Here is a 13,042-nt window from a genome sequence, read left to right on the forward strand (position 1 = left end):
GCTCAGAGCCTCGATTGCAGCTTGTAGGAGCAATGATCATTGTCTGCTCCGTCCAGACATTGGCCCTTCATGACCGGCCAGGCCACGGTGACCGAGATCACCCCTGCTGTGGCATCCAGGCCAACGACGAAGCTGCTCTTGATAAGGCCATCTCCCAACTCGGGCATCAGTTGCTTGGCGCGTGCGCCCCAGCAGCCCAGGCGCTTGGCGGGAGCTGCAGCCAGGGGTTGGCAATCCTCCCCCGTGACGACCTCCAGTTCGGTCCCAGAGGCTTTCGCGTAGCCGCCCAAGTCTGCCTTGGGCGTGCCGTTGGCTTGCAGGACGGTGAGTGTGTCGCCGCGCATGGTCTCCATCAATTCGGAGGCGACCATTGATGCCATCTGGCGCCGCTCGGTATCGGTGGTGAACTGGATGGCGCGTACATGCATGCCCGCGGCGCCGAGCAGGCCGATGCTTACCATCAGAACAGCGATGAGAACCTCGACGAGGCTCACGCCCGTTTGCCGGGATGGCGATCTGGAGCGAAGGATGTTCATGGAAGAACCGTGACAGAGATGAACAGATGCGAGCTTCATGAGCAGGCCTCCTTGGTTGCCGCACTTCTCATGCGGACCAGGCCTGCGCCGGTCACGGTGAGGCATTGCACGCGGGACGCATTGGCCCCTGAGACCGACACCATGTACGACGTACCTCCGCCAGAAGCAGGGCGGGCTTGTCCCGTCACATCGAAGACCACGCCGCCGGAGGAGCCGGGCTCGACGCTGACGGCATCGGACAGTGCAGCCTCGCGCAGCACCTGAGTCCCTACCTTGGCTTGCCACGTCTGCCCCGTGGCGGCGACGGTACTTTGCGTGCGTTTGTAGACCCCCTCCGCACGAGCGAAATGGAGCAGGATTTGCAAATCCTGCGCCGCGGAATTCACTCGCTGATTGGCGATCGTTGCCGAGAAAGACGGGATCGCCAGCGCGGCCAAGATAGATATCAGCGCGACTACGACAAGCGCCTCGACGAGCGTGAATCCGTTCTGCTCCTGTGATGACAAAACCAGTTTCTTCATTGAGCGCCAAGGGCCAGCTGTAGTTGGTATCGGATCAACTGATGAGATAGTCGAATCGTAATATTCTGGCATCCATTTGCATCGGCAATTAGGACAAATTGATATCTCGAATCGACGATTGTCAGAATTCCGAGACATTTGCAATTAGCTAACAGTTGCACTGTTTGCGCCTCTCTCGGTTTTTTATACGTCAATTAATTGTTAGCAATTCGCCACGATCGATGCCATTGCTGTGCAAATGCCCTCCGATTTATCGAGTGGCATCTTTTCAGCACTCCTGCCATTCAAGGCTGACTTAGGGTGCTGCTGAAAAGTCTTGCGCCAGAAGCTATGCGTGGCGATCCCCTCTCCGGGGACGTCAGACGCGCGGCAAGGCAGCCCTCTTTCGCATCGCGGAACACCATCCCAAAGGTTGACGCACCGATGCCGCGGTGCAACAATCGTGAAATCTTCATTTCGGAGCCCCGTGCGTGGACAGTGCCAGTTGGATCAGTGACAAGACGCGTGCCTCGGCAGGCGTGACACTCCAGGCTCTCTAGCGCAGGCTTCCCGCGCTGTGGCCGCCGTGCACGCAGCGTGACCCCCTTGCCCTCGCGGCAAGCGGTTCTCTCCTCCCGATACCCGCCCCTCTCGTCACTGGCTTTTTCAGTCAGCTTGCGTGCGTCCGTGCGCGAGGCCCTTCAACGCGAAGGAGCCTTGTCATGCGTCATCTAGAAACTCGTCAGCAGCCGCTGCAACAGCAGCAGGCGCAGCCGCGGACGCAGCACAGCGGCGGCACGCCTGCGAGTGCCACCGCGCCTCGCATCGACGACACGCTGGACCAGGCCGCCGCGCTCTGGACCACCCGCCGCATCCGCAGCTGCCTGGTGCTGCTCGATCCATCCGCTCGGCCGGCGCACCGCTGAAGCCCGCGCGCGCCCCGCCCCATTCACGCACGCAGACAAAGGAGGCCCCCATGGACCCAGCCCCTCATTTGCGCCCCTGCGCGCCCCGTCCATTGTTCCGATCGATTGCCAGCCAGAGAGAGCGCAGCGCGCCTTGCTGCGAAGGAATAGTCACGCCTGATTGACCGAGGCGTGCGCTTTTCTTTCCTTCACGGCCCGCGCTGCCGCCGTGAAGGAGAGAAAAAATGAAAAACGTCCTGAAGTCCTTTTTCGAGAGCTTCCTGCGCAGCCGCCACATGCTGCATCACTTCGAGCGCTGGCAGACGCTGCTGGGCTCGAAACCCGCCGCCGCCGGCTCGGCCAGCATGCCGGCCGACATCGCCAAGGCTCTGAACGCCGCCTCGCGCACCGACGCCGGCGAAATGCTGGTCAGGCTCCACAGTTCGCCGCGCGGCCTCAGTGAAGGCCATGCGCAGGTGCTGCGCAAGCGCCTGGGCAGCAACGAGGTCCGCCACGAGCAGCCGCTGCCCTGGTGGCAGCACCTGTGGCAGTGCTACCGCAATCCGTTCAACATGCTGTTGACGGTGCTGGCGCTGATCTCCTACGCCACCGACGACATGAAGGCAGCGCTCGTCATCGGCAGCATGGTGGTGCTGTCGACGGTGCTGCGCTTCCTGCAGGAGTCGCGCTCCAACAAGGCGGCCGAGCGCCTCAAGGCGATGGTGAGCAACACCGCGACGGTGCTGCGGCCCGCGCCGGGCCAGAAGGCAGGATCGGCCGGCGACGAAGGCTTCGATGCCACGCACGCCGGCACGCTGCGCGTCGAGGTGCCGATGCGCGACCTGGTGCCGGGCGACGTGATTGCGCTGTCGGCCGGCGACATGATCCCGGCCGACTGCCGTCTGCTCACCGCCAAGGACCTGTTCATCAGCCAGTCCGCGCTCACGGGCGAGGCCATGCCGGTCGAGAAGTTCGTCGCCGACCGCGGCGCGCACGACGCCGGCGTGCTCGAACGCGAGAACCTGCTCTTCATGGGCACCAACGTGATCAGCGGTACCGCTACCGCGTTGATCGTGCACACGGGCGACCGCACCTTCTTCGGCGCCCTCGCCCAGCGCGTGACCGCCACCGACCGCGGCACCAGCGCTTTCCAGGCCGGCATCAACCGCGTGAGCTGGGTGCTGATCCGCTTCATGCTGGTGATGGCGCCGCTGGTGCTGGTGATCAACGGCGCGGCCAAGGGCGACTGGTGGGAGGCGGCGCTGTTCGCGCTGTCGATCGCGGTCGGCCTGACGCCCGAGATGCTGCCGATGATCGTGACCGCCACGCTGGCCAAGGGCGCGGTCGTGATGTCGCGCCAGAAGGTGATCGTCAAAAGGCTCGAGGCCATCCACAACTTCGGCGCGATGGACGTGCTGTGCACCGACAAGACCGGCACGCTGACGCAGGACCGCATCGTGCTCGAGCGCCACACCAACGCCTGGGGCGAAGGCTCCGACCACGTGCTGCAGCTCGCCTATCTCAACAGCTTTCACCAGACGGGCTTGAAGAACCTGCTCGACAAGGCCGTGCTGAGCCATGCAGAGATGCAGCTCGAGACGCGCCTTCAGACCGGCTACCGCAAGATCGACGAGGTGCCCTTCGACTTCTCGCGCCGCCGCATGTCGGTGGTGGTGGCCAACGGCGGCAGCGAGCACCTGCTGGTCTGCAAGGGTGCGCTGGAAGAGATCCTGTCGGTGTGCACGTCGGTGGAACGCGGCGCCGAGGTGCTGGCGCTCGATGAAGAGGTGCTCGCGCGCATCCATCGCGTGGCGTCGGAACTCAACGCGCAGGGCCTGCGCGTGGTGGCGGTGGCAAGCCGCGCGCTGAAGCTCGAGGCGCAGAAGCCGGCATACGGCGTGGCCGACGAGTCGGGCCTCACGCTGCTGGGCTATGTGGCGTTCCTCGACCCGCCGAAGGAATCGACCGCGCCCGCGCTGCGCGCGCTGGCCGAGCATGGCGTGGCGGTGAAGGTGCTGACGGGCGACAACGAGCTGGTGACGCGCAAGGTCTGCGGCGACGTGGGCATCGAGGCCGGCCGCATGGTGCTCGGCCGCGAGATCGAGGACATGAGCGACGCCGACCTGCGCGTGCTGGTCGAACGGCACCAGGTGTTCGCCAAGCTCACGCCGGCGCACAAGGAGCGCATCGTGCATGCGCTGCATGCCAACGGGCATGTGGTCGGCTTCATGGGCGACGGCATCAACGACGCACCGGCGCTGCGCGCCGCGGACATCGGCATTTCGGTGGACGGCGCGGTGGACGTGGCGAAGGAATCGGCCGACATCATCCTGCTGGAGAAGAGCCTGATGGTGCTGGAGCAAGGCGTGATCGAGGGGCGCCGCACTTTCGCGAACATGCTCAAGTACATCAAGATCACGGCAAGCTCGAATTTCGGCAACGTGTTCTCGGTGCTGGTGGCCAGCGCGTTCCTGCCCTTCCTGCCGATGCTGCCGCTGCACCTGCTGGTGCAGAACCTGCTGTACGACGTGTCGCAGATCGCGATCCCGTTCGACAACGTGGACGACGAGTTCCTGAAGAACCCGCAGCGCTGGAACCCGGCCGACCTGGGCCGCTTCATGGTGTTCTTCGGACCGCTGAGTTCGGTGTTCGACATCCTGACGTTCACCGTGCTGTGGTTCGTGTTCGCCGCCAACTCGGTGGATCACCAGACGCTGTTCCAGTCGGGCTGGTTCGTCGAGGGCCTGCTGTCGCAGACGCTGATCGTGCACCTGATCCGCACCCGCAAGATCCCGTTCCTGCAAAGCCGCGCGTCGTGGCCGCTGCTGGCAATGGGCGCGGCCATTGCCGCGGTGGGCATCTGGCTGCCGATGGGGCCGCTGGCGCACTACTTCAAGCTGCAGGCGCTTCCGCTTGCGTACTTCCCGTGGCTGGTGGCGATGCTGGTCGGCTATGCGGTGCTGACGCAGACGGTGAAGGGGTGGTATGGGCGGCGGTATGGGTGGCAGTGACTATCTTGTCGAGTATCGAGGGGGCATTTTTCAGGTTCAGGGTGTGTGCACAGGCCACCGGGTACTCCCCTCCGCGAATGTCCCCCGGGGCTGCGCCCCTCCTCCTTTATTTCGCTGCGGGGAGCACCCGGCGCCCTGCGCACGACGAGCGCCGCTCTTTGTGCCGGCTGATCAACAAGTGCGCTGAACGATCACGACGGCGGGGTGCCTTGCGCAGCGAAATAAAGGGGGAGGCCGCAGGCCGGAGGACATTCGCGGAGCAAGGTACCCCGTCGGCGTGAGCGCGCCCACCTGAAATCAAATGCGCCTCGGGCTCTTTGACACGCATATGACACCCTGGCCCAGCAAACTGCCGGCCTCGATCAGAGGGAAAGCTGTTACCCCATCGACCATCGGCATCAGAACAAACAACAAGGAGAACTCTCGATGCAAGCTATTCAAAACATCAACCTGAACTCGCTGCTCGACACCTTCGTCAGCGTCGCGGCCGCCTTCATCCTCGGCTCGGTGATCGGCCTGGAGCGCCAGATACGCCAGCGCACGGCCGGCCTGCGCACCAACACGCTGGTGGCCGTGGGAGCGGCGGTGTTCGTCGACATGGCCTATCGGCTCGACGGCAGCGGCGGCGCGGTGCGGGTGGTGGCTTATGTGGTGTCGGGCATCGGCTTCCTGGGTGCCGGCGCGATCATGAAGGAAGGCGCCAACGTCACGGGGCTCAACACGGCAGCAACACTTTGGGGGTCGGCGGCGGTGGGCGCCTGCGCGGGCGCGGACCTGCTGGGCGAAGCGCTGATCGCGGCGCTGTTCGTGCTGGCCAGCAACACGCTGCTGCGGCCGGTGGTGAACCGCATCAACCGGCAGCCGATCAGCGAGGGCGCGAGCGAAGCGACCTATGTAGTGCGCGTGATCTGCACGCGCGCGGCGCGGCCCGAGGTGATGGACCAGCTGCTGCTGCTGCTCGAGGCCGCGAACTATCCGGTGCGCGATGTCGACCAGCACCCCTTTGGGCCGGCCGACACCGAGATCGGCGCGACGCTCTATGCGACGGCGGTCGAGCCCACGGAGCTCGACCGTGTCATCGAGGATCTCGAAGCCCTCGACGGCGTGCAGCAAGCCTTCTGGAATGCCGCCGCCGAAGAGTGACCGGCAAGCGCCGGCTCAGACGCCGAGGATCGAAACCGCCTTGGTGTTCAGGTAGGCCTCGAGCGCTTCCGGGCCGCCTTCCGAACCGTAGCCCGAATCCTTCACGCCGCCGAACGGCATTTCCGGCGACGGGGTGGCGGGCTGGTTGATCCACAGCATGCCCAGCTCGAGCTTCTGGCTCAGCAGGTGCGCGCTCTTGATCGATTTGGTGAAGGCGTAGCCAGCCAGGCCGAACGGCAGGCGGTTCGATTCGGCGATCGCTTCCTCGAGCGTGTCGAAGCCGCGGATGGCGGCGATGGGGCCGAAGGGTTCGTTGTTGAACACATCGGCGTCCAGCGGCACGTCGGTCAGCACGGTCGGCGCGAAGAAGTTGCCGGTGTCGCCCACGCGTTCGCCGCCGGCGGCCACGGTGGCGCCCTTCTTGCGGGCATCTTCCAGCACATGGGCCATGGCGGTGAGGCGCCGGGCGTTGGCCAGAGGGCCGATGGTCGTGCCTTCCGCCAGGCCGTCGCCGAGCTTCAGGCCTTCGGTGTACTTGACCAGCGTGCGGGCGAACTCTTCGCGCAGGCTGTTGTGCACCAGGAAGCGGGTCGGCGAGATGCAGACCTGGCCGGCATTGCGGAACTTGGCGGCACCGGCGGCCTTGACGGCCAGCGCCACGTCGGCGTCCTCGGCCACGATCACCGGGGCGTGACCGCCCAGTTCCATGGTCACGCGCTTCATGTGCGCGCCGGCCAGAGCGGCCAGTTGCTTGCCGACCGGAGTCGAGCCGGTGAACGTGACCTTGCGGATGATCGGATGGGCGATCAGGTAGTTCGAGATTTCGGCGGGGTTGCCGAACACCAGGCCCACCACGCCGGGCGGGATGCCGGCATCGACGAAGGCCTGCAGCAGCGCGGCGGGCGACGCCGGGGTTTCTTCAGGTGCCTTCACCAGGAACGAGCAGCCGGTGGCCAGTGCGGCACCGAGCTTGCGCACGATCTGGTTGATCGGGAAGTTCCACGGCGTGAACGCGGCGACGGGGCCCAGCGGCTCCTTCAGCACGAGCTGCTGCGCGGCCAGGTTGCGCGACGGTACGATGCGGCCATACACGCGGCGGCCTTCGTCGGCGAACCATTCGATGATGTCGGCGGCGGCCAGGGTTTCGCCCTTGGCTTCGACCAGCGGCTTGCCCTGCTCCTGGGTGAGAAGCTTGGCGATGTCAGGGGCGCGTTCGCGGATCAGGCCGGCGGCGCGGCGCATGACGGCGGCGCGCTCGTTCGCGGGCGTGTTGCGCCAGGCCTCGAAGCCGCGCTGCGCGGCGGCCAGGGCACGGTCGAGGTCGGCAATGCCGGCATGCGCCACCTTGCCGATGGCCTTGCCGGTGGCGGGATTCAGCACGTCGAGTGTCTTGCCGTCGGCGGCGTCGACCCATTGGCCGTCGATCAGCAGGCGGGTGTCGGTGTAGGTAGCGGTCATGACGAACTTTTCCTTCGGGGACTGGATGATGAAAAGGGGAAATCGGGTCTGTGCGACGCGGCACCCCGAAGGGTGCGCTGGCGACGACGGCAGCAACGGCCGCCGGAACGCGTAGATTAACCCGAGTTCACAAAGCCCGCCCGCGCCGGGCGAACAGCCCCGTTACAACACCAGCAGCGCGCGGAAGTCGTTGACGTTGGTGTGCGATGGCCCAGTGATCAGCAGGTCGCCGATGGCGCCGAAGTAGGTGTAGGCGTCGTTGCGGTCCATGTGGTCCGACAGCTTCATGCCCTTGGCGGCCGCGCGCGCCAGCGTGTCGGGCGTGACGAAGGTGCCGGCGTTGTCTTCCATGCCGTCGATGCCGTCGGTGTCGCCCGCCAGCGCCCAGACGCCCGGCTGGCCCATGAGCGCGCCGGCCAGGCCCATGCAGAACTCGCCGCCGCGCCCGCCCCGGCCCTTGGCCTGGCCGGGCTTGCGGGGCCGGATCGTCACCGTGGTCTCGCCACCCGACAGAATGACGCAGGGCCTGGCGAAGGGCTCGCCGCGAAGCGCCACCGCGCGCGCAAGCGCGGCATGCACCTTGCCGACCTCGCGAGACTCGCCTTCCATTTCGTCGCTGAGGATGTGCGCCTCGAGGCCGGCGGCGCGCACCACCCGGGCGGCCGCTTCGAGCGACTGCTGGGGCGTGGCGATCACATGCGTCTGGTGGCCCTCGAACACCGGATCGTTCGGCTTGGGCGTTTCGAGCGCACCGCTTTCGAGCTGCGCGCGCACCGGCGCGGGCACATCGATGGCATAGCGCTCGAGGATGGCGAGCGCGTCGGCGCAGGTGGTGGCGTCGGGCACGGTCGGTCCGCTGGCGATGATGGCCGGATCGTCGCCGGGCACGTCGCTGATGGTGAGGGTGACGACACGCGCAGGCGCGCAGGCCGCGGCCAGCCGGCCGCCCTTGATGCGGGAGAGGTGCTTGCGCACGCAGTTCATCTCGCCGATGCTCGCGCCGCTCTCGAGCAATTGCGTGTTGATGCGCTGCTTGTCGGCCAGCGTCAGGCCTTCGGCCGGCAGCACCAGCAGCGACGAGCCGCCACCCGAGATCAGGCACAGCACCAGGTCGTCGGCCGTGAGGCCCTTGGTGAGTTCGAGGATGCGCTCGGCCGCCCGCAGGCCGGCCTCGTCAGGCACCGGGTGCGCGGCCTCGACCAGTTCGATGCGCTGCGGCAGGCCCTCGGGCCGCGGCGGGATATGGTCGTAGCGCGTGACGACCAGCCCCGACAGCGGCGCGTCGGCCGGCCACAGGGCTTCGAGCGCCTGCACCATCGAGCCGCCCGCCTTGCCGCAGCCCAGCACCAGCGTGCGGCCCTTGGGCGGCGGCGGCAGATGGGGGCCGAGCGTGGACAACGGCAGCGCGCGGTCCACCGCCACGCGGTAGAGATGTTCGAGGAAGGCGCGCGGGTCTTTGCGTGGATCGGGGGCGGGGGCCAAGGACGGATTCGAAGCGGTCATTGCGGTTTGTCTCCAGACCGGCAATTGTGCTGCGGACCAGGCCCCGCCCCTGCCGGTCAGTTTTTTCGGGATGCCTAGTTGGTCGTCTTCGCGCCGGCCTGGAACCACCGGCTGATGAGCGCGCGTTCCTCGTCGGTGATGCCGGTCGCGTTGTTCATCGGCATGATCTTGGTCACCACCACCTGCTGGTAGATGGCCTGCGCGTGCGCCGCCACCTGCTCGGGGGAGTCGACCCGCACGTTCTTCATCTGCACGGCGGGGCCGTGGCACATGAAGCAGCGCTGCTCCAGCACCTTCTGCACGTCGGAGAAAGGCACGGCGGGCGCCGCGGCGGAGACGACCGGCGCAGCCACCGGCTCCGGCTTCATCCAGACGATGGTCAGGCCCAGCACCACGATGCCGACCATCGCATAGGGCAGCGGGTTGCCCGCATTGCCCAGCTTGAAGCGGTGACGCACCACGAAGAACTGGCGAATCGCCGCGCCGCCCAGCATGATGAGCAGCAGCACGATCCAGTTGTACTTGTGCGTGTAGGTGAAGCTGTAGTGGTTGCTCAGCATCGCGAACAGCACCGGCAGCGTGAAGTAGGTGTTGTGCACGCTGCGCTGCTTGCCGCGCTGGCCGTGCACCGGGTCCACCGGCTTGCCTTCGCGCAGTGCCGCCACGTTCTTGCGCTGGCCGGGAATGATCCAGAAGAACACGTTGCCGCTCATGGTCGTCGCCATCATGGCGCCCACCAGCAGGAAGGCCGCGCGGCCCGCAAACCAGTGGCACGCCAGCCAGGTCGCGAAGGCGATGAAGATGGCGATCAGCACGCCGACGATGGTGTCGCCGTGCTTGCGGCGCCCGAAGATCTGGCAGATGCCGTCGTAGACCATCCAGAACACGACGAAGAAGGCCAGCGCCACGGCAATGGCGGCGCCGGGCTGCCAGTCCATCTTCGACTTGTCGATGAGATAGGTGCTCGCGTTCCACAGGTACGACATGGTGAACAGCGAGAAACCCGTGATCCAGGTCGAATAGCTCTCCCAGTACGACCAGTGCAGGTGGTCCGGCAGCTTCTTGGGCGCCAGCGCGTACTTCTGCATGTTGTAGAAGCCGCCGCCGTGCACCGCCCACTGTTCACCGCCCACGCCCTTGTCGAGCGATTCCTGGTCTTGCGGCTTCTCGAGGCTGTTGTCCAGCATCACGAAGTAGAAGGAGGCGCCGATCCAGGCGATGGCGGTGATGACGTGGACCCAGCGCAGCAGCAGGTTGGCCCAGTCGAGGTAGTAGCTTTCCATGTGCTCTCTCTCAACCCTGTGCGCGCGTAGGGACGCCGCAAAGGGGTTTCAGCCTGCTCACCACCGCGGGCGCTGTAAGCAGAGAAAGTGCCGCGAACGCAGGCTCCATGGAATGGGCCTCGCTCCGCTGCGGCTTGTTGTCGACCGAAAGTGTATACAGTTTTGGCAAAGGGCGGGATGCTTTTTTTGGGGCGCCACCGCCGGGAAAACCCTGTTCAGTCCAGCGATTGCAACAACTGTGCCGCCACTGCCACGGCGATCACCTCGGGCTCCTTGCCGGTGATGCCGGGCACGCCGATGGGGCAGGTGATGCGGGCCAGCTCTTGCGCCGTGAAGCCGCGCGCTTCGAGCCGGTGGCTGAAGGTGGCCCACTTGGTCTTGCTGCCGATCAGGCCGATGTAAGGCAGGTCGTCGCGCTCGCGCAGGCGCCTGAGGCAGGCGATGACGATGTCGAGGTCTTCGGCATGGCTGAAGCTCATGATCAGCACGCGGCTGCCAGGCGCGAGCGCTGCCACGGCGTCCTGCACCGGCTCGGAATGCTCGGTGTCGATCTGCGCGGGGAGTTCGTCCGGGAACACGCCGTCGCGGCTGTCGATCCAGCGCACCGAAAACGGCAGTGCGGCCAGCAGGCGCGCCAGGGCGGCGCCGACGTGCCCGCCGCCGAACAGCGCCACGGGCTTGAGCTGCGCGACCAGTTCGCGCTGCAGCACGGGCGCATCGGCCGCGGTGATTCGCCGGTACGACAGGAACATCACGCCGCCGCAGCACTGCCCCAGGCTGGGACCCAGCGGGTAGCGCTGGATGCCGTCGAACGGCGCGCGCAGGCCCGCGAGCAACTCGCGCGCTTCTTTCGTGGCCTGGAATTCGAGCTGGCCGCCGCCGATGGTGGCCGTGAGCCCGTCGGCCCACACCGCCATCCAGGTGCCGGCCTCGCGCGGCGCCGAGCCCTGCGTGGACTCGACGCGCACCAGCACGCCGTCTTCCTGGCGAAGACGCGCCAGCAATTGGTCGACCGCACCGCTCATGGTGATGGATACCTCCGGTTGCCCGGCCCGTGGAGAGTCACGGTATAAACCCGGCGATGAATCGCCAGCTTACGCCCCGACGCCTCGCGCTCGCAGCCTCCCTTCTTCCGGCCCTCTGGCTCGCCGGCTGCGGCTCCACCGGGTCGGTGCCCGGCCAGTTGAGCGGCGCCAGCGGCGACGTGGGTTCCGGCCCGGTGCCGCGCGCATCGAACGCGGCCAGCGCGCGCGACTACCGCCGCGACGCCGCCCGCCACATCTACGACGCCAACCGCTCGCGCATCTACAAGGGCCAGCTGCCGCCGGTGCTCTATGCCGTGGGCACGCTGGAAGTGAACCTCGACACGGGCGGCAAGGTGCGTTCGATGCGCTGGCTGCGCGCGCCCAAGCACGCACCCGAGGTGATCGCCGAGATCGAGCGCACGGTGCTGAAGGCCTCGCCCTTCCCGCCGGCCACCCGCCTGGGCGCCGTGACCTGGACGGACACCTGGCTGTGGGACGAAAGCGGCCGCTTTCAACTCGACACCCTGACGGAAGGCCAGCAGCAAGGGGACTGACCTCAGGAGCCGCGGTACGTGGAGTAGCTCCACGGGCTTACCAGCAGGGGCACGTGGTAGTGCTGGTCGGTGTGCGCCACGCCGAAGTCCAGCGACACCTTGTTCAGGAAATTGGGCTCCGGCAGCTTGACGCCGCGGGCCTTGAAGTAGCCCGCCACGTCGAACACCAGCCGGTAGGTGCCGGCCTTCAACGAGTTGTTGTCGTACAGCGGCCCGTCGCTGCGGCCGTCCGAATTCAGCGTGAAGCGCTTGACCAGCGTGGCGGCGTCGCCGTCGGTGGTGTACAGCGCCACCTCCATGCCCGCGGCGGGGCCGCCATGCATCGTGTCCAGTACGTGAGTGCTCAGGCCCATGGGGCGCTCCTTGAAAGTCCGAAGGTTGGATCGGTGGGTGCGGGATATTCCGGTGGACAAAAGTGTATACAGTTCGCGGCTTTGGGTCTATCATGAAAAACATGGAGTCCTCCACCACCCGTTCGATCGTCGATGCGCTCACCAAGGCCATCGTCGAGCACCGGCTTCAGCCCGGCACCAAGCTGGCCGAGCAGAAGCTGGCCGATCACTTCGGCGTGTCGCGCACGCTGGTGCGGCAGGCCCTGTTCCAGCTGTCGCAGAACAAGCTCATCCGCCTGGAGCCCGCGCGGGGCGCCTTCGTGGCCGCGCCCGCCGTCGACGAAGCCAAGCAGGTGTTCGCCGTGCGCCGCATGCTCGAGGCCGAGATGACGCGCGAGTTCGTGCGCACCGTCACGCCCGCCAAGATCAAGGCGCTGAAGGAGCATGTGGCGCTCGAGAAATCCGCGGTATCGGGCGAAGACATCTCCGGGCGCACCGAGCTGCTCGGCGACTTCCACGTGCGCATGGCCGAGCTCATGGGCAACCAGGTGCTGGCGCAGATCCTCGGCGAGCTGATCTCGCGCTGCGCCCTCATCACGCTGATGTACCAGAGCACCAGCGCGGCCGAGCACTCCAACGACGAGCACGCCGACATCGTGAAGGCACTGGCCGCGCGCGATGAAGAACGCGCCGTGCGCCTCATGACCGAACACCTCGAGCACGTCGAGGCCAACCTGACCTTCGACCGCAAGGTCCCGACCAACGACATCTCGCTGGCGCTGTCCTGAAAAG

At 66.5% G+C, this 13,042-nt stretch carries 12 protein-coding genes; 5 read left to right on the forward strand and 7 right to left on the reverse strand.

Annotated elements, in window-relative coordinates; translation table 11 throughout:
* Window positions 1-2: 2 nt before the first annotated feature.
* Window positions 3-575, reverse strand: a complete 573-nt coding sequence (gene pilV, locus WIX39_RS30030; RefSeq protein ID WP_409196755.1) for a type IV pilus modification protein PilV — start codon at window positions 573-575, stop codon at window positions 3-5.
* Window positions 572-1,057 (reverse strand): pilus assembly FimT family protein, encoded by a 486-nt coding sequence (locus WIX39_RS30035; RefSeq protein WP_409196756.1) that lies wholly within the window; start codon window positions 1,055-1,057, stop codon window positions 572-574. The genes pilV and WIX39_RS30035 overlap by 4 nt, the downstream gene beginning before the upstream one ends.
* Window positions 1,058-1,758: 701 nt before the next feature.
* Here WIX39_RS30035 and WIX39_RS30040 point away from each other — a divergent pair.
* The 3 genes from WIX39_RS30040 to WIX39_RS30050 all read left to right on the forward strand — a co-directional run bounded on the left by WIX39_RS30040 (window position 1,759) and on the right by WIX39_RS30050 (window position 6,095).
* Window positions 1,759-1,962, forward strand: a complete 204-nt coding sequence (locus tag WIX39_RS30040) for a hypothetical protein (RefSeq protein WP_409196757.1) — start codon at window positions 1,759-1,761, stop codon at window positions 1,960-1,962.
* Window positions 1,963-2,186: 224 nt separating this feature from the next.
* Window positions 2,187-4,952: a magnesium-translocating P-type ATPase gene (gene mgtA, locus WIX39_RS30045; RefSeq protein ID WP_409196758.1), complete on the forward strand. Its 2,766-nt coding sequence runs from the start codon at window positions 2,187-2,189 to the stop codon at window positions 4,950-4,952.
* A 426-nt stretch (window positions 4,953-5,378) separates the two neighbouring features.
* The gene (locus tag WIX39_RS30050) at window positions 5,379-6,095 is read left to right on the forward strand and encodes an MgtC/SapB family protein (RefSeq protein WP_409196759.1); all 717 of its coding nucleotides are present in this window, start codon (window positions 5,379-5,381) and stop codon (window positions 6,093-6,095) included.
* Window positions 6,096-6,110: 15 nt separating this feature from the next.
* Here the strand turns inward: WIX39_RS30050 and WIX39_RS30055 are convergent, their stop codons facing one another.
* The 4 genes from WIX39_RS30055 to xdhC all read right to left on the reverse strand — a co-directional run bounded on the left by WIX39_RS30055 (window position 6,111) and on the right by xdhC (window position 11,364).
* Complete coding sequence (locus WIX39_RS30055; RefSeq protein WP_409196760.1) at window positions 6,111-7,553, reverse strand: NAD-dependent succinate-semialdehyde dehydrogenase; 1,443 nt, start codon at window positions 7,551-7,553, stop codon at window positions 6,111-6,113.
* A gap of 162 nt (window positions 7,554-7,715) precedes the next feature.
* Window positions 7,716-9,056: a glycerate kinase type-2 family protein gene (locus WIX39_RS30060; protein WP_409196761.1), complete on the reverse strand. Its 1,341-nt coding sequence runs from the start codon at window positions 9,054-9,056 to the stop codon at window positions 7,716-7,718.
* Window positions 9,057-9,130: 74 nt separating this feature from the next.
* Complete coding sequence (locus WIX39_RS30065; RefSeq protein ID WP_081269343.1) at window positions 9,131-10,339, reverse strand: urate hydroxylase PuuD; 1,209 nt, start codon at window positions 10,337-10,339, stop codon at window positions 9,131-9,133.
* 215 nt (window positions 10,340-10,554) lie between these two features.
* On the reverse strand, window positions 10,555-11,364 hold the full coding sequence (xdhC, locus tag WIX39_RS30070; protein ID WP_409196762.1) for a xanthine dehydrogenase accessory protein XdhC: 810 nt from the start codon (window positions 11,362-11,364) through the stop codon (window positions 10,555-10,557).
* A 56-nt stretch (window positions 11,365-11,420) separates the two neighbouring features.
* Between xdhC and WIX39_RS30075 the strand changes: the two genes are divergently transcribed.
* Entirely contained in the window at window positions 11,421-11,918 is a 498-nt protein-coding gene (locus WIX39_RS30075) for a hypothetical protein (protein ID WP_409196763.1), read from the forward strand.
* 2 nt (window positions 11,919-11,920) lie between these two features.
* Here WIX39_RS30075 and uraH read toward each other — a convergent pair whose 3' ends face one another.
* Window positions 11,921-12,271: a hydroxyisourate hydrolase gene (uraH, locus tag WIX39_RS30080; protein ID WP_007838349.1), complete on the reverse strand. Its 351-nt coding sequence runs from the start codon at window positions 12,269-12,271 to the stop codon at window positions 11,921-11,923.
* 101 nt (window positions 12,272-12,372) lie between these two features.
* Here uraH and WIX39_RS30085 point away from each other — a divergent pair, with 101 nt between their 5' ends.
* A complete protein-coding gene (locus WIX39_RS30085) occupies window positions 12,373-13,038 on the forward strand; it encodes a GntR family transcriptional regulator (protein ID WP_240651253.1) in 666 nt (221 codons plus the stop codon).
* Window positions 13,039-13,042: the final 4 nt, after the last annotated feature.

This window comes from Variovorax sp. AB1(2024), assembly GCF_037482385.2.
Lineage (GTDB): Bacteria > Pseudomonadota > Gammaproteobacteria > Burkholderiales > Burkholderiaceae_C > Variovorax.